Genomic DNA, 17,269 nt, shown 5'->3' on the forward strand with positions numbered 1-17,269 from the left:
TTCGTTCGTGTGTTTTTGGAAATCTCAGGCGGCTGGCAGCCGCGCGCGCAGCGCCTTGACCTCGGCCAGCGCGATCTCGCCGGCACGCGTGGCCAGCGCGGGATCGAACCATTCGTCGGCCGCGTCGCGCGGCAGCTCGGCGCGCAGCCGGTCGATGTTGGCGCGCATGCGCGCGGCATCCACCTGCAGGCCCGGCAGCGCCGCGGCCATGGCGCGCACGCTGCCGTGCGCCGACATCAGCAGCTGCGGCCATTCGCCGAGCTCGGCCTGCCAGGCACCGAGCGCGCGCTCATGCTGTTGCGGCATGGCGCCGAGCAAGGCCGCCACGCGCTGCGGCGCGCGATGCGCGGCGGCGATCGCCACCATCGACGCCACCGGGTTGCGCTTGTGCGGCATGGCCGACGAGCCGCCGCGCCCGGGCTCGCTGGGCTCGGCCACCTCGGCCACCTCGTACTGGCCCAGCAGCGAGACGTCGACCGCGATCTTGCCGAGGCTGCCCGTCAACAGGCCGAGCTCGCAGCCCAGCGCCACCCATTCGTCGCGCTGCGTGTGCCAGGTCGCGCCGGGATCGGCGAGCCCCAGTTCCTTCGCCATGCGTGCGCGCACCGCGCCCGCCTGCGGCCCCATCTGCGCCAGCGTGCCGACCGCGCCGCCGAGCTGCAACTGCAGCGCATGGCGCGCGGCCTCGCGCAGCCGCAGCCGGCTGCGTACCAGCGGCGCGGCCCAGCCCGCGCACTTGAAGCCGAAGCTGGTGACCGAGGCCGGCTGCATCAGCGTGCGCGCGAGCATCGGCGTGGCGGCATGCTGCACCGCGAGCTGCAGCAGCGCCTCGGCCGCCTTGGCAAGGTCGGTTTCGATCAGCGCCACCGCCTCGCGCGTGACCAGCGACATTGCGCTGTCGATCACGTCCTGGCTGGTGCTGCCGAAATGCACGAAAGGCGCGGCCTCGGCATTGAAGAGCCCGACCGCCTCGCGCAGCGCCTTCACCAGCGGGATCGCCACGCTGCCCGCGCGGCCGCTCTCGCGCACGATCTTGGCGACGTCGAACAGCTCGACCTTGCAGCTGCCGACGATCGAATGCGCCGCGCTCTCGGGGATCAGCCCCTCGGCCGCCTGCGCGCGCGCGAGCGCGGCCTCGAAGCGCAGCATCGCGTCGACGAAGGCACGGTCGCTGAAGGCGCCCAGGGTTTCGGAAGTGGAGAGGAAGCCTTCGAAGATGCTCATGGTGTTCTTGTCGTGGGAATGTCAGTACTGGAGCTTCGCGCTGGCGCGCAGCTCGTCGGCCGTCGCGCTGCCGAAACCGAAGAACTCGAGGTAGGCCGGGATCATCTCGAACAGCATGTCGGTGCCGACCTGCACCGCGCAGCCCCTGGCGCGCGCGGCCTCGAGCAACGGCGTGTACTCGGTCTTCATCACGACCTCGCCGACGAAGGTGCCGGCATCGATGCGCTCGATGTCGAAGGGCAGCGGATCGTCGGCCTTCATGCCCAGCGGCGTGGCATTGACGATCACGTCGAAGCCCGCCGGGTCCTTCGAGCCGGTCGCCACCTTCAGTTGTGGATAGTGTTCACGCAGCCGCCCCGCGAGCGCCTCGGCCGAAGCAGCATGCGCATCGAACAGCATCAGCTCGGCCGCGCCGGCCGCCGCGATCGACGCCGCGATGGCCGAGCCCACCCCGCCCGCGCCCGACACCAGCACGCGCGTGCCCCGAAAAGGCCGGCCCTTGCGCTCCACGCCGCGCACGAAGCCCGCGCCGTCGAACTGGTCGCCCAGCAGCGTGCCGTCGGGCCGCTTGAGGATCGCGTTGCAGGCGCCCGCGATGCGCGCGGTGGGCGTGACCTCGTCGACCAGCGACATGGTCGTGACCTTGTGCGGCATCGTCACCAGCGCGCCGCGCAGGTTGCTGAAGCGGAAGATCTGCGCCAGCGAGGCCGCGTAGTCCTCGGGCTTCACGCCCATCGGCACCACCACCGCGTCGATGCCCTGCTGCTCGAACCAGGGGTTGTAGATCATCGGGGCCTTGAAGGCCTCGGTGGGATAGCCCAGGTGGGCGATGAGCGTGGTCTTGCCGGAAATCATGCGCGTAGCCAAATAAAAAAAGAGGTTCAGGCCGCGCCGTAACGCAACGGCGTGGCGATCTCCGCGCGCATCGCCTCGGGATAGACGATTTCGCGCAGGAAGTCCGAGTCGGCACGCAGCGCCGCGGCCGCATCGGCATGGCCGAAGTAGTCGAAGTAGTGCGGCATCTGCTGGATCAGCATCTCGAAGCCGGCCTGCGCGTTGAGGCCGCGCGCGCGTGCCGCGCGCACCAGCGGCGTGGGCTGGTTGCGCAGCAGGATGTCGAACAGCGCCGCGTGGCCGTCCATGCGCGCCACGTCGACCGGCGGCGCATCGTCCTCGGCCAGGCCCAGCGGCGTGGCGTTGACGACCAGGTCGTAGCCCTCGGGCGCGTTGCTGTCCACCGCCACCACGCGGGCGTCGAAGAAGGCATCGAGCTTGGCGGCCACGCCCGCGGCCTTGCCCGCGGAGCTGTCGTAGAACGCGATGTACTCGGCCCCATCGACAGTGCCGCCCTCGGCCAGCGCCACGCCGATGGCAGCGGCGCTCACCCCCGCGCCGAGAATCAGCACGCGTTTGCCGCGAAACGGAATCGCGAAGCGGTCGAGCGCGCCGATCAGGCCTTCGCCGTCGAACAGGTCGCCCTCGAGCTGGCCGGCCTCGGTGCGACGCACCACGTTGACCGAACCGGCCACGCGGCCGAACAGGCCCGCGCCCTCGAGCAGGTCGACCACCAGCGGCTTGTGCGGCGGCGCGATCACCATGCCGCGCACATTGCGCGCCAGGAAGGCCGACTTGAAGAACACCGCGAAGTCGCGCACCGGCACCTGCACCGGCAGCAGCACCGCGTCGATGCCGAAGCGCTCGAAGGCGGCGTTGAACATGCGCGGCAGCCTCACATTGCGCACCGGGTCGCCGGGAATCAGGTAAGCCTGGGTGCTGCCGCTGATGGGGAGGCTCATGGGCGTCTTTTCGTTCGTCAATCGCTCGTTTCGAGGCTGGATGCCCGGCTTTATAGTCCTTTCGCCCCGAGCTTGCTGGCGCCAAACCGTCATTTCGTTCGATCATCGATCTTTAAAGATCGTCAATCGTTCAAACCTAGGGTTTTTGCCCACTCATCCGGCGCTGCGGCCAGGCGGCGGCGCAGGCACACTCCCCGGTCATGAGCAACGACGACCCACCCGCACCGCCCGGCCTCGACAAGCGCGACTGGATCGCCGGCCTGGAGCGCGGCGTGAGCATCATCGAGGCCTTCGACGACGCCAACCCGCGCCTCACGGCGAGCCAGGCCGGCCAGCGCACGAACATGACGCGCACGGCCGCGCGCCGCTACCTGTTGACCCTGCAGCACATGGGCTACGTGGCGAGCGACGGCAAGCTGTTCTGGCTCACGCCGCGCGTGCTGCGGCTGGGCCAGTCCTACCTCGAATCGGCGCGGCTGCCGCGCGTGGTGCAGCCCTTTCTGCAGCGCGTGGCCGCCGGCACCAACGAGATCGCCTACCTCAGCGTGATGGATGGCGACGAGGTGGTCTACATCGCGCGCAACGGCCCCAACCGCAGCATGAGCACTGGCTACGTGCTCGGCGCGCGCGTGCCCGCGCAGGTCACGGCCTCGGGCATGCTGATGTTGGCGCTGCGCGGCGACGCCGAACTCAACGAATGGCTCGCCACGCGCCAGCTCACCGTCTTCACCTCGCACACCATCGCCAGCATGGAGCGCATGAAGCTCGAGCTCGCGCGCATCCGCGCGCAGGGCTGGGCGCTGTCCGAACAGCAGCTCGACCTCAACTCGCGCGGCATCGCGGTGCCGCTGCGCGACCGCCACGGCACGCTGGTGGGCGCGCTCAACATCACGATGCCGATGGGGCACGAAAGCTCGGAGGATGCGGTGGCGCGGGTGTTGCCGGTGTTGCGGGAGACGGCGCAGGCGATGCGCAACTTGATCTAGATTGCTGCCCGCAGCGCGCGCCGCGAGCTGCTCACGCCGGTCAGCACCTCCTGCCCCGCACTCTCCGCGCAATAGTCCAACGCCTGCCGCAACGCCGTATCCACACTGCGCAGCGACAGATCGAAGCGCGCCGCCGCCTCCTGCCGTGTCATCTCATTGATACGCAGCGCAATCAGCACCGACCGATGCCGACGCGGCAACCGCTCCATCGCCCGCTCCACCGCCGCCACATCGGAACGCGCCTGCGCAATCGACTCGGGCCCAGGCGCCCAGTCCACCAATTCATCGAGCGCAACCTGCTCCTCCCCCGCGTACTGCCACGGCCGATGGCTGCGCAGCCGGTCCACGGCGAGGTTGCTCGCCATGCGGTGGATGTAGGCCAGCGGGTTCTGCACGTCGTGCGCCAGACCCAGGTCGCCGAGCCGCAGCCAGGCCTCGTGCAGGCATTCGCTCGCGAGGTCGGGGCAGCCCAGGTGGCGCAGCAGCCGGCGCCGCAGATGCTCGTAGTTCGCGACCAGGATGGCCTGCAGCGCGGCGCAACGCGGCGCGGGATCGGACGGCTCGCCGCATGAAGCGTCGTCGAGGGAATGGTCGGCAGTGCGGCACGGGATGTTCAGGCTCATGGCGGATCCGTCTCGGTGTGCATCGGCGGGCGAGAAGAGGCACGCTGCCGCCCCGCCCCCCGGTTCGCGGGAGGCGGGACGCAGGCGCCGGAGGGCGTGGGGCCTAGCGGCCCTGCAAGGCGCGGCGTTCCTCGTCGGTCAGCCGTGCCACCTGCCGGGCATCGAACTGCCGGCCGTTGCCCACGAGCTGCACGGGGTTCGCGGGGTCGTAGCGCACCGCGCTGTCGCCCGCGCGTCCGGCCGCGGGCGGCGGCGGGTTGCGGCCGCCGCCTTCAGCCGGCTCGTTGCCGAAGCCGAGCACGCGCACGGTGAACACCGAGGGCAGCGCCTGGCGCGCCGCGGTGCGGTCGCGCTGCAGGCTCTCCTGCGCGGCCACCGCGGCCTGGGCCGCGGCCGCGCTGGCATTGGTCAGCGCGCCGACGTTCACGGCCGCGACCACCGGCAGGCCCTTGGTCTCGCCCTTGACCTGGATGTTGTCGGCGTTAAGCACCTGCAGCGCGGCGATGTTGAGATTGCCCGCCACGCGCAGGCCGGCATCGCCGGCATTCACGGTGCCGCTGGGCGCAACCAGGTCGACGTCGCCGTCGCCCACGGTGCCGATGCCGCTGCCGCTCATGTCCGACTTCTCGCGCACCACGGTCACGCCGTCGAGGTCGGTGACGACCTCGGGCGCCGAGGGCACGCGCAGGGTCTTCGCGCCGCGGCCGGCGTCGATGTTGCCTACCGTGGACCAGATGATCTGGTCGCTGCCCTGCTTCGTCACCTCGGGCACGAAGGACAGGATGCGCGACTGGTTCACCGTGACGTCGTCCTTGGCGAAGATGTCGATGTGGCCCGAGGCCAGCGTGACCAGGCCATAGCCGGCCGGCACGGTGGCGCCGAGCGCGGCCACCTGCAGCCCGCCGCCGGGCGTGAGCACGTTGATGTCGCCGCCGGCCATGGTGCGCAGCATCAAGGTGTTGGCCGCCACGTCGCCCTTCCAGTCCTTGCCCGGGAACAGGGTGTCGATCGCCGCATAGCCGCGGTTGTAGCCGCCGTTGCGCGGCAGGCCGCCGGTGCCCGGCTCGTTCTGGTCGCGGCCGGCCTCGCGCAGCTCGAGCAGGAAGGCCTGGCGCAGGAACTGCTGGCGCGCGGGCTCGGGCAGCGCCTGGAAGCGCGTCCAGGCATCGAGCGGCGCGAGCGTCTCGCCGGTCATGTCCAACATGTACGACACGAGGCCGCGGCGCACGGTCTTCTCCTGCCCGCCGGGGCGCGTCTCGACCTGGTCCACCAGGTAGATCGGCACCTGCGTGCCGTCGGGCGCGCGGGTCTTGAGGTAGTCGGGCATCGAGGCCACGCGGGCCGGATCGAGGTAGGCCGCGGCGAAGGCGTCGTAGCCCACGGCGCCGTTCAGTCCGGCCATGACGGTGATCGCGGCGCTGTTGGAGGGCAAGCCGTTGATCTGCGTGTCGGGCTGCGGCCGGTTGTTCCGGTCGTAGCGCTGGTTGCCCACCGTGCGCACCTGCAGGTTGTCGGCGTACACGTCGCGGCCGGCCGCCAGCGTCAGCGTGCCCGGGCCCTGCATCTCGATGTTGCCGGTCAGGCTGTTGCTGATGGCGTTCTCGCGCTCGATCGGATCGACCCGTACCGTGGCCAGGATGTCGTTGCCCGCCTCCAGCAAGGTGGTGTCGGAAGCGCGCAGGTTGCGCCCCGCCACGCGCACGCCGCGGATGTCCTTGCCCGCGCGCACCCAGGTCTGCTCGTTGGCCTTGAGGTCGAGCCCGAAGATCGACCCCTCGGCCGCATAGATGCGGCTGGGCTCGTAATCGCCGGCCAGCGGCAGCACCGAGGGATTGCTCACGCTGCGCAGGTACGGGTCCTTGATGAAGGAGGCACCCGACCAGTTGATCCAGTTGTCGAGCATGTCCTCCATGTTCATCTGGCTGAAGGGCGAACCGGCACCGGCGGGCATGGTCGGCGAGGGCATCATCGCCGGCGTGGCATAGGCCATCGCGAGCGGCGCGGCGAAGCGGATGTCGTTCTTCGCGGCCAGCGAGACGTCGTTGGTGGTGCCCGGCAGCACGTACAGCGGCCCCTCGATCGACAGCCCGCCGTTGAGCGCCACCGCCGACAGCCGCGCCGGATAGCGGTTGCCGCCGAAGCCCACCAGCGTGTCGTGGTCGAAGCTGCGCAGCAGCACGTCGCGGAAGATGAACTCCGCGCGGTTGACGAAGTGGATGTCGCCGCCGGTGGAGACCAGCTTCAGCGCGCTGCGGTCGGTGTAGCCGCTCATGTAGGCGCCGTAATTGAGCTGCTGCCCGTCGGGGCGCAGGCCCTCGCCGTAGGTAACCAGCAGCGGATCGACCACCGTCTGCAGCACCAGGTCGCCCGCGGTGCGCAGGCTCAGCGTGGCATCGCCGAGCGCGAGCACCGGCGCCACGCCGTAGCTGGTGCGCGTGATGCCGCCCATGCTGTCGTCGCGGCTCAGGGTCACGGTGCGGCCGACCGCGGTCTCGCCCGCGCGGATCTCGCCCGCGCCGCGCGCGACGTAGTACTGGCCGCCGCGGATCGCGCCGCCGGCCTCGACCTGCATGGCGCCGCCGTTGCGCATCTCGACGGTCATCGCCTCGCCCGCCGAGAGTCCGCCGCGCACGCGCATGTTGGTGGGCAGCGCGACCAGCAGGTTGCGCAGGTCGCCGCCGGCATGGACCGCCACGTTGCCGCCGCCGAGCGCGCCCACGCCCTGCTGGAAGCGGCCGTAGTCGATCCACCAGCTCGACTGCTCGGTCGGATGGATCAGGGGGCCGAAGCTGCCATCGGGCCGCATGCCCAGCTCGCCGTTCTCGTACTCGCCGAAATAGCGCTGCGCGTTCAGCGTGCCCTGGCGGTTGAGCCACTCGGTGAAGCGCTGCCCCGCGGGTGCGGCGTCGATGCTGCCCTGCACGCCGATGTCGAGGTTGCCGCCGTCGATGCCGTAGCTGGCCTTCGGGTTGGCGGTGGTGAAGTCGCTCCACACCGTCGTGTCCTTGCGGCCCGCGGTGTAGATCGCCGACTCCTTGTGCGCCAGCGTGAGGTCGCGTCCCGCGCGCACCTCGAGGTCGCCGGTGCCGGTGCGCACCAGCTTGCCGGCGCCGTTGTCGGGCGCGGGATCGCTGTCGCTCGGCTGCGCCGTGTTGGCGGTGCCGATCACGATCGAGCCCTTGCCCGCGGCCTGCGCGGCCAGCGGCCGCAATGCCAGCGCATTGGCCGAGTCGAGGTCGCCGCCGGCCACCAGCCGCAGGTTCCACGAGGCGCCGGGCTGCAGCACGCCGCTGCGGTCCGCCACGTCGAAACCGTCGCTCAGGTGGCCGTTGATCAGCAGGTTGCCGCCGGCGCGCAGGGTCAGCGTGCCGTCGCGCGCGCCCGGCAGATCGGCGAACAGGTTCCAGTCGCCGTTGAGCGCCAGGTCGCCGGCGCTGCGGATCTCGATGCCCGGCATGACCGCGAGCCCAGTGCCCAGGCGGCCGGCGATCGCGCCGGCGGCGGCGCTGAAGCGGCGCGCATCGGCGATCGCCTCGGCCTTGACCGCATCGACCGTGCCGTCCTGCGCCTCGTAGCGGCTGGTGCCCTCGAGCACCGCGGAGCGCGCGCCCGTGACCGCGACGTCGAGCGCGCCGACCTCGATCTCGTCGTGGCCCGCGTTCTGCCGCGCGCGCAGGCGCACCTTGCCGCCCTCGTTGCCCGCCACGTCGATCTGGCCGCCGCGCAGCTCGAGCCGGCCGCCGGCCGCCTCGAGCGTGACGCGGCCGCTGCCGAGTTCGCCGGTCGCGCCGGCCAGCAGCTTCGCGCCGTCGCGCATCGCCACGCCGTTGCCGCCGGTGATGCGGATCGAGCCGCCATAGGCCGAGCGCGCGTCCACGGTGCCGGCGATGTCGATGCTGCCGCGGTCGGCGGTGAGGCCGAAGTCCTCGACCGTCGTGAGCCCGCCGAGCACCACGTCGCCCTGGCGAATGCGGAACTGGCGCGAGCGGTTGAAGCCGGCGTCGTTCAGGCGCTGGCTGAACCCCGCGAAGTCGGGCAGCGCCTCGATGTCGAGCGAGAAGCTGCCGGCCTTGCCGCCGGCACCGGCCTGCGCGGCGATGGTGCCGTCGAGCACCACGGTGCCGCCGTTCGATGCGGCCAGGCCCAGGGTGCCGGCGCTGCCGCCGCCCGCGTGCGCCGCCAGGCCGAGCCGGCTGCCGGCCTCGAGCCGGACGTCGCCGCCCACGGCCGACAGGTCGATGCGGCCCGCGTCGGCGTACTCGGCCAGGTCGAAGAAGCGCTTGGCGAAACCGCCCACGTCGATCAGCGCGCCCTCGCCCACCACCAGGTGGCCGCCGGTCGCCGTCATGCCGATGCTGCCGCCGAGCGCGACCGCGCGGCCGCCGAAGTCGATGGTCTTGCCGCTCAGGCTCAGGCGCGCGCCCAGGCTGTCCTGCAGGTCGGTCGGCGTGCCCGCGCCGGCATCGCCGCCCGTCACGCGCAGCGCACCCTGGGTGGCGATGGTCTGGGCCGCGCCGCCGCGGCCGGTCAAGAGCGGGGTGACCAGGGTCAGCGCCGCGGCGCCGGTGTCCACCGCGCCCGCGCCCTCGCCGACGATCTGGTCGCGCCCCGCCAGCGTGACCGACCCGAAGCCGGCGAAGTCCTTGCGGCCCGCGCCCAGCACCAGCGTGCCCGCATCGAGCGTGAAGGCGCCGTTGCCGGTGCCGCTGCCGCCCGTGCCGCCGCCGCTGTTGATCAGCGTGACCGCATCGCCGCGGATCGTCACGTCGCCCGTGCCGCGGCCGACGAAGGCGACGCCGTCGAAGGTCAGCGAATGCAGGCCGGCCGCGCCGAGGTCGAGCGAACCGTAGAAGTCGAAGTCCGAGTAGCTGCGCAGGGTCAGACGCTGCGAGTTGGCGAGCTGCGCCAGCGCGCCGCTGTCGAGCACCATGCCCTCGGTGCCGCCGCCGAAGCCGATGCGGCCGGCCGACACCGACAGGTCGGCGCCGACGATCCGCGCCGAGCTCGCGAGCTCGGTGGTGCGCGTCGCGTCGATCAGCAGCGCGGCGCCGCCGTCGACCAGCGCGCCCGCGCCGATCGTCACCAGGCCGCCGCGCGTGGTGTCCACGTTCTGGCGCAGCACCTGCACCGCGTCGCCGGTGGCCAGGCGCACCAGCGCGCCCCAGTCCTTCGTCGGCGAGGTGAGCACGTCGTCGGCCGCGTCCCTGGCGTCGATCACGCCGTCGCCGTTGTCGTCGAGGTTGCCGTCGGGGTCGGTGTAGACCGCCGGCGCCTTCGGCTTCATCACCAGGTTGCCCGAGCCGCGGCCGCCCGCGCCCTTGGCGCGCACCCGGCTGCCGCCCTCGATCGCCACCTGCTCGCTGGCCGCGAGGATGATCTCGGGCCCGCTGAGCTCGGAGCCCTCGCCGTTGCGCACCACGATGTCGGTGGCCGTCACGTCGATCTCGAGGCCGAGCGCATTGCCCTGGCGCTTGCCGCCCACCAGCAGGCTGCCGGCGCCGAAGTTCGACAGGCTCGCCGAATCGATCACGAGGTAGCCGTCGGCCTGCAGGCTGGCCGCGTCCAGGCCGGCGCCGACGATCGCGATCTTGCCGCCCGCGATGTCGACCAGCCCGCCGCGGCCGCCCGCGTCGGGCGCCGAGCGCAGCGTGCCGTCGAGCGTGAGCCGCTTGCCGGCATCGAACACCACGGCGCCGCCGTCGCGCGGCAGTCGCGGCGTGACGACGTTCTGGCCGCTCAGCCGGTACTGCGTGAGCTTGAAGGCCTCGGACGAGAAGAAGTCGTTGGCCGTGGCCTCGTTGTATTCGGTGTACTTGCGCAGCGTGTCGCCCGACATCACGCGCCAGGCCGAGGCCTGCGCGTCTTGCTGGCCGCTGTAGGCATTGCCGCCGCGGCCCTGCATCACCAGGCTGCCGTCCGAGGCCAGCGTGGCCGGCGCCAGCGCGCCGCCCCAGGCCTTGCCGGTGGCCTGCACCGCGAAGGCGCCGGGCAAGAGCGCATAGCGCGCCGGCAGCAAGGTGTACCAGCCGGCCGCCAGGCCGGGCCCGCCCGCGAGCCAGACGCGCTGGCCCGCTTCGGCGGCACTCGCCGGCGCGGCGGCGGTCTGCCCCGGCAGGATCGCGTAGGTGCCCGGCCGGTTCAGCACGTCGTGCGAGCCGCCGGGCCCGGGCACGAACTCCCAGGCATAGAGGTCACCGCCGCCCGTGATGTCCACGGTCGCGCCGCGCGCCAGCGCCACGTCGGGCGACTTCAGCGTGATCCGCTTCTCGGGCGGCGCGCTCAGCGAGCCGCCCGAGGGATTGGCCGCGTCCACCGCCTTGGTGGGATCGTGCCAGTGCTCGTCGTTGAGCAAGGTGCCGTAGGGCACGACCACGCCGGCGCCCGACACCGAGGTCAGGCTGTTGGCGCCCAGCGCGAGGCGCTCGCTCGCGGCCAGTTCGATCTGGCCATGCGGCGCGCGCAGCACGCCGTTCTGCGCGATCGTCGGTGCCTCCAGCCGCAGGGTGCCGCCAGCCGACAGCGGCGTGTCGCCGGGCTCGCCGAACCGCTCGACGGCGATCGAACCGGTGGCGCGGATCACGCCGGTCATGGCCGTGCTCGGATAGACCTGGCCGGCCGCGAGCACCAGTTGCCCGTCGACGTCGAGGTTCAACTGCAGCCGGGTGTCGTCGTTGATCTGATCGGGCAGCGCGCCGCCGATGCGGATCTCGCCGGCCTCGAGCCGCGTGCGGCCGAAGCCGCCGATGCGCACGGTGCCTTCGGGCGACACGCCCGCCTCGTTGCCCGAGACGATCTCGATCAGCTGGCCCGCGAGCTTCAGCTCGCCCTTGGCATCGGGCACCTCGGCCACGAGCGAGGCCGAGGCCGGCCCCGGCACGGTCAGCAGCGTGAGGTGCGGCGCGCTCAGCGACGACGAGGTGTCGGCATGCCCGAGGATCCGGCCCTGCAGCGAGATCGCGCGGCCCATCCTGATGTGCGCGTCGTCGAGGCGGATCGGCCCCTGCGAGGAGTTCACCAGCGCGAGGTCGGCGAAGCCGCCGTTCGCGAAGGACTGCGGACGCAGCGTCAGCGCGAAGGCCTGGCCCGGCTTCTGCAGGATCTCGCGCAGCAGCTCGCCGCCGAACAGGGTGTCGCGAAACAGGTCGAGCGTGGCCGGCGTCAGCCCGAACTGGGCCGGATCGAGCGCCCCGACCGAGCCGGGCGCCGGCAGGCGGTCGGACAGCACCAGTTCCTTGCTCTGCGCCAGGTGCGCCAGCAGGCTCGACGGAATGATCATCGTGCCGTCGACCTCGTAGCCGAAGCTGCGCAGGCCCGGCGCCCAGTCGTAGTCCAGGCCCTGGCGCCAGTTGTTGCAGGCGCCGTCGACGAAGAAGCCGAAGCAGTCCGGGTCCTGCAGCGTCTGGCTCAGGCGCTCCAGCGGCGAGCCGCTGGGCGCGGCGGGCACGTCCATGTTGATCCGGATGCGCCCGCCGATGCCGCCGGGGCCGCCCGCGTTGCCCACCAGCGTGCTCTCGATCAGGCCCTGGCCCTTGACCTGGATCAGGCCGCCGTCGCTGTCGAGCCGGATCTTCGGGGTCGCCTTCGGCAGCTGCGTGCCGGTGCGGCCGGTGTCGGCCACGCCGTCGATCTCGCCGGTGGCGCCCGACACGTCGATCAGCGCGCCCTTCTCGAGCTGCACCTCGCCGGCCTGGATGTCGACCGAGCCGCCGTCGCGCACCTCGCCCACCTGGCGGCCGCGGTTGTCGAGGTAGGTCAGCGGCACGCCGCGCGCCAGCAGTTCGCCGCCGGCCTGCAACGTGACCTTGCCGCCCGACAGCGAGATGCTGCCGGCCGGCGCGTCGAGCCGGCCGGCCACGTTGATGGTGCCCAGCGCGCCGCCGGCACCGAGCGACAGGTTGCCGCCGATGTCGGTACGCACCACCGCGCCCGCCCCGATCGAGATCGGGCCGTTGGTGGTGCCCAGCGACAGCGCGGTGGGCTTGCGCGCCGCGCGCTCCTCGGGCCGCAGCACGCCGATCGGCGCGGCATCGGCCAGGCTGGCACCGCCGGGCAGGTGGCGCCAGTCGAAGTTCGTGAGATCCAGGCTCGACGCCTGCTGCGACACCGTCACGCCCTCGGGCACCACGATGCCGCCCTCGCCGCGCACCGAGACCGTGACGCGGCCGAAGCCGCGCTCGCCGTAGAGCGTGGGCGGCAGCAGCGTCACGAGCGGCTTGCCGGTCTCGGGATCGGTGGCCGCGCTGCCGCCGATCTGCACCGGCGAGAACACGTCGAGCACCAGGCTGCCCGCGGAACCGGCCGCGAAGGCGCGCAGGTTCAGCGCGCCCAGGTCCAGCTCGGGCGTCACGCCCACCAGCGTGACCGAACCCGCATTGCCCGCGCGCAGCGAGGGCAGGCCGTTCTTCGCGACATCGACGCGGCCGCCGCCCGAGACGTCTAGGACCGCCGCCGGATCGGCCGCGATCTTCCCCACGCTGATCGAGATCGCACCGCCGTCGATGGCCCAGGCGCCGCTGCCCGGGCCTTCGCGCCAGGTGTTGAGCCACTGGCCGCTGGCATCGAGCCGGCCCTGCGCGCCGATCTCGAGCGCGCCGTTGCTCGACGACAGCCCGATGCGCCCGCCCGGCGTGCGGATCTGGCCGAAGATGCGAATGTCCCGGGTCGAGCCCTCGGTGCCCGCCACCGTCAGCGAGGCGCCCGGCGACAGCTGCAGCTTAGCGCCGGCCGCGAGCTCGAAGTCGCCGTTGATGGTGTTCAGCACGATGCTGCCCATGCCCGAATTGCTGAGCATGTCGTCCGACAGGAAGCTCAGCTTGCGCGAGCCCTGTTCGTCGGGCTTGAGTTGCACGTAGAAATCGTCGCCGAGCGTGGTGAGCGCGCCGAAGTCCTTGGCCAGCCGCTTCGGATCGTGGCTCACGATGATCGTGCCCGGCGACCAGGGCCGGCCGTCGGGCGTGTTCTCGCCGAGCTCGACCCGGCCGCCGAGGCTGGCCGCGGCCTTGGCCTGCGGCCGGTCGCCCGCCACCACGCCGCCGAGCATGTCGCCCTCGAGCACCATCGCGTCGCCTGCGTAGATGCGCAGGTCGCCGGCCTTGCGGCCCTCGGTGTAGCCCGCTTCCTTGTAGTTGGCGCCGATCAGCGGCGAGCGCCAGTTCTCCTTCACGCCCCAGCGCGCATGCTCGCTCGCGAACTCGCCCGCGATGCCGGTGTAGGTGATGTCGGGCAGCGCCTTGTCCATGGTGTGCACGCGGCCGTCGGCGCCCATGAGCTTGGTCGCGGTGTTCATGCCGTCGGAGTAGCGCACCGAGCCGCCCGACACGTCGAGCACCGAGCCCGCGCGCGTGATCACCGCGCCGCCCGCGCGCAGGTTGATGCTGCCCGCGCTGGCCGACAGCTCGGCGAGGTCGGTCTTGCCGACGCCGACCCAGCCCGACACGTCGGCCAGCGGCGTGCCGACCCAGGCGCCCGGCATCAGCGTCTTGCCGTCGGGCCCGGTCACCCACTGCACGCCCGACATCGGGCCGGCGTCGAACATGCCGTTGGCGCGCCGGTCGACGATCACCTTCTTGCCGCGCAGCCAGGAGTCGAGCAGCAGCGGCGAATCGCGCAGCTCGTTGATGCGCAGCTCGGCCTCGACGAAGTTGCGCGACATGTCGACCTGCATGCCCTGCAGCCCGGCCACGCTCAGGAAGGCCTCGCTGTCGATGTAGATGCGGCTGGCGTCGCCGAGGCTGCCGGGCTTGAAGTACGGCAGTTGCGTGAACAGCGGGTTGACCGCCGACTCGGCCACGATGGTGCCCGCGGGCACCAGCACGCCCGCCTTCGGCCGCACGTCGATCAACTGGCCGTACAGGGCCACGCGGCCCGGCTGGTAGCGCGTGACCAGCGCCGAGGCCTCGATCTCGCTGCGGTCGCCCGCGTCGGGCAGCACCTGCGTGATGCTGCCCTCGCCCAGCGTGAGCGTGCCGGCCGACCAGTTGATCAGGTCGTTGACGCCGTCCGAGTACATGTGCGTGCCCAGCCCCCAGGCGCGCAGCAGGATCGAGCCGTTGCGGTTGTTGAGCGCGGTGGTCGAGGCCAGCACGCCCGATTGCCGCACGTCCTGCGCCTGCAGCGTGATGTTGCCGCGGTCGGACTGCACGGTGCCGGTGTTCACCACCTCGTAGCCCACCGACTTGGCGCGCGCCGCCATCTCGGGCATCACCACGTCGCGCAGGCTGTTGACGAAGTTCGCGTCGCCATACACCGGCACGAGCTTCAGCGCGCCCTGCACCTGCCCGCCGGTGAAGGCCCAGCCCGGCACGGCCGACACCGCCACGTCGAGGCCGCGCGGCGCGTTCGGATCCTGGGTCGAGGGCGTCTTCAGGTAGACGTTCTCGCCGGCCGCGAGGATCACCTGGCCGTCGGGCGCCGTGATGTGGCCCGCGTTGCGAACCTTGGGCGCGAACAGCATGACCTTGCCGCCCGACTCGACCGCCAGCCGCGCGCCGGCGTCCACGCGCACCTCGCCCGGTGCCGCGCCGGGATCGAAGCGGTCCACGCCGCCCATGCGGTCGGGCGCGCCGCCCTCGCCGGGCACGAAGCCCGACGGGCCGAAGACCTCGGGCTTGATCGAGGTGAACAGGCCGAACTGGGGAATCGCGAAGTCGTTGCCCTGGCCGTCGAACTTCTGCTGGTTGTTGATGCCGAGGTTGAACTGCTTGTCCGACAGCGCGAGGCTCGAGGCGATCAGCGAGCGCGTGTTGACCTGGCTGGTGCCGTTGAAGACGATGCCGTTGCGGTTGATCAGGTAGACCGAGCCGTCGGCCTTGATCTGACCCGCGATCTGGCTCGGCCGGCCGCTCGGATCGTTGATGCGGTTCAACGCGATCCATGCATTGGTGCCGTCGGGCTTCGCCCCGCCCTTCTGGTCGAACTGCACCGTGGTGTTGCGGCCCACGTTGAAGCTCTCCCAGTTGAGGATCGCCTTGTCCGCGGTCTGCTGGATATTGACCTGCGTGCGTCCGCCCGCGGCCGTCTGCACCGGTGCATTGGCGTTGAGCCAGCCCGCGGTCAGGCTGTTGGTGTCGACCGCGAGCCCGCCGGGCACGAGGCCGTCGGGGATGTCGCTGCCGTCGTTCTGCGCCGCCTGGCGCGCGGCCGCCTGCGCCGCCTGCTGGGCGGCGATGGTTCGCGCCGCCATGTCGAGGTTGCCGATCGAGCGCCGCAGTTCGTCGCTGGCGCGCTGCTGCCCGGCGGGATTCGTCAGCATCGACGCGGGCATGCCGTTGGGCAACCGGCCCGTGGCCGCGGCCGCGCCCTGCACCGTGGTCTTGTTGGCGAACCAGGCGCCGCTGAAGGCACGCTGCGCCTGCGCGTCGACGAGCGCGCCGTTGGCGACCAGCGTCACGGCGATGGCGCGCGCGATCGGCGCCATGCGGAAGCGCCGCCGGGCCGGCTGGTTGGTCGATGGGTGGGGGGTGCCCAGGGATCCGCGTGTGCTCATGAGAAGTGCTTGCCCGAAAGTGAAGGTCGTGGAGTTCCTCGCACCGTGGGGGGTGCGCTGAATTTCCGGTGCGCTAAGACGAACGGGCCGTGCGCAAACCCCCAACTTTTTTTGAGCCGCTGTCTCAGCTCAGCAGCAGCAGCCCGCCGGGCAGCGATCGCGCGCGCAGCCCGAAGGTGTGCTCGAGCTGCGCCAGCGCCGAATCGAGCGAGGCCAGCCGGAAGCGGCCGCTGACCCGCTTCTCGCCCGCGGCGCCGTTCACCAGCAGCACGCGGCCCGCGCGGTAGCGGTTGATCTCGGCCAGCACCTCGGCCAGCCGCGTCTGGTCGAACACCAGCTCGCCGCGCCGCCAGGCCGACACGTTCTCGAGCGCGACGCGCGCGATGCCGCTGAGCGACTGCGCGTCGTACACCGCCTGCTGGCCGGCCTGCAGCGCGCGCACGCCGGCCGGATGCTCGATGCGCAGCGCGCCCTCGATGCAGGTCACGCAGACCTTGCCGTCGAGGTGCCGCACCTCGAAGCGTCCCGCGTGCGCGAGGCTGCGCCCGGCGCCGGCCACCACGCCGAACGGGCCGCCCTCGGCCAGCAGGTCGATCGCGGCCTCGCCCGACAGCAGGTCGATGCCCGTGAGCTGGCCGGCCGCGCGCTCGCGGCGGATCCGGGTCTGGGTGTTGAGCGTCACCTGCACGCGCGAGGCCAGCGCCAGCGTGCGCTGCTCGCCGACGGCCGTGCGGTCGTCGGCCGTGCCCTCGCCCGCCGCGGGCCAGAGCCCGCTCTGCGGATAGGCCACCACCGCCACGCCGGCCACCGCGGCGGCGCTCACGGCCGCGCCGAGAAAAGCGCGGCGCCCGAAGTTCCGCCCCTGCAGCGCGCGCTCGTGCGCCGCGGCCGCCGCAGGGCGGGTGCGCAGGTACTCGCCGCTCACGGGACGCAGCGCCGCCCAGCGCTGCTTGACCTCGTGGAAGGCCGCACGGTGCGCCTCGCTGGTGTGGAGCCAGCGCTGGAAGGCCTCGGCGTCCGAGGCCTTGACCTCGCCCGAAGCGAGCAGGCGCAGCCAGACGCGCGCCTGCGCCGGCAGCGCGTCGCCCGATGGGTCGCGGTCGTCGACCGATGCCGTCATAGCTTCATGACGGGCAGCCCCGATGCGCCGCGCGA

7 protein-coding genes are annotated in these 17,269 nt (G+C 72.1%); 1 reads left to right on the plus strand and 6 read right to left on the minus strand.

The genetic code is table 11. The annotated features are described in order from the left end of the window. Window positions 1-24: 24 nt before the first annotated feature. The 3 genes from pcaB to BM109_RS17910 are packed head-to-tail and all read right to left on the minus strand — an operon-like array spanning window position 25 to window position 3,020. Window positions 25-1,224: a 3-carboxy-cis,cis-muconate cycloisomerase gene (pcaB, locus tag BM109_RS17900; protein WP_093344966.1), complete on the minus strand. Its 1,200-nt coding sequence runs from the start codon at window positions 1,222-1,224 to the stop codon at window positions 25-27. 21 nt (window positions 1,225-1,245) lie between these two features. Continuing rightward, the gene (locus BM109_RS17905; RefSeq protein ID WP_093344970.1) at window positions 1,246-2,079 is read right to left on the minus strand and encodes a shikimate dehydrogenase family protein; all 834 of its coding nucleotides are present in this window, start codon (window positions 2,077-2,079) and stop codon (window positions 1,246-1,248) included. A 26-nt stretch (window positions 2,080-2,105) separates the two neighbouring features. Beyond that, window positions 2,106-3,020, minus strand: coding sequence for a shikimate dehydrogenase family protein (locus BM109_RS17910; protein WP_093345091.1), 915 nt, complete (start codon window positions 3,018-3,020; stop codon window positions 2,106-2,108). Between the two features lie 200 nt (window positions 3,021-3,220). On the opposite strand from BM109_RS17910, the gene BM109_RS17915 reads away from it, so the two are divergent. Then, entirely contained in the window at window positions 3,221-4,006 is a 786-nt protein-coding gene (locus BM109_RS17915; protein WP_093344972.1) for an IclR family transcriptional regulator domain-containing protein, read from the plus strand. Here the strand turns inward: BM109_RS17915 and BM109_RS17920 are convergent. The 3 genes from BM109_RS17920 to BM109_RS17930 all read right to left on the minus strand — a co-directional run bounded on the left by BM109_RS17920 (window position 4,003) and on the right by BM109_RS17930 (window position 17,234). Next, the gene (locus BM109_RS17920) at window positions 4,003-4,629 is read right to left on the minus strand and encodes an RNA polymerase sigma factor (RefSeq protein ID WP_093344975.1); all 627 of its coding nucleotides are present in this window, start codon (window positions 4,627-4,629) and stop codon (window positions 4,003-4,005) included. The genes BM109_RS17915 and BM109_RS17920 overlap by 4 nt on opposite strands. 103 nt (window positions 4,630-4,732) lie before the next feature. Continuing rightward, window positions 4,733-16,114, minus strand: coding sequence for a filamentous haemagglutinin family protein (locus BM109_RS17925; protein WP_093344977.1), 11,382 nt, complete (start codon window positions 16,112-16,114; stop codon window positions 4,733-4,735). 124 nt (window positions 16,115-16,238) lie between these two features. Then, complete coding sequence (locus BM109_RS17930; protein ID WP_093344981.1) at window positions 16,239-17,234, minus strand: FecR family protein; 996 nt, start codon at window positions 17,232-17,234, stop codon at window positions 16,239-16,241. Between the last annotated feature and the right edge of the window lie 35 nt (window positions 17,235-17,269).

It is taken from the genome of Variovorax sp. PDC80, assembly GCF_900115375.1.
In the GTDB taxonomy this organism is placed as follows: domain Bacteria; phylum Pseudomonadota; class Gammaproteobacteria; order Burkholderiales; family Burkholderiaceae_C; genus Variovorax.

What these genes read in the sequence shown, in the direction of transcription:
- pcaB (WP_093344966.1), bottom strand. Translation starts at nt 1,224, where the DNA reads ATGAGCATCTTCGAAGGCTTCCTCTCCACTTCCGAAACCCTGGGCGCC.
- BM109_RS17905 (WP_093344970.1), bottom strand. Translation starts at nt 2,079, where the DNA reads ATGATTTCCGGCAAGACCACGCTCATCGCCCACCTGGGCTATCCCACC.
- BM109_RS17930 (WP_093344981.1), bottom strand. Translation starts at nt 17,234, where the DNA reads ATGACGGCATCGGTCGACGACCGCGACCCATCGGGCGACGCGCTGCCG.
- BM109_RS17915 (WP_093344972.1), top strand. Translation starts at nt 3,221, where the DNA reads ATGAGCAACGACGACCCACCCGCACCGCCCGGCCTCGACAAGCGCGAC.
- BM109_RS17920 (WP_093344975.1), bottom strand. Translation starts at nt 4,629, where the DNA reads ATGAGCCTGAACATCCCGTGCCGCACTGCCGACCATTCCCTCGACGAC.
- BM109_RS17910 (WP_093345091.1), bottom strand. Translation starts at nt 3,020, where the DNA reads ATGAGCCTCCCCATCAGCGGCAGCACCCAGGCTTACCTGATTCCCGGC.
- BM109_RS17925 (WP_093344977.1), bottom strand. Translation starts at nt 16,114, where the DNA reads ATGAGCACACGCGGATCCCTGGGCACCCCCCACCCATCGACCAACCAG.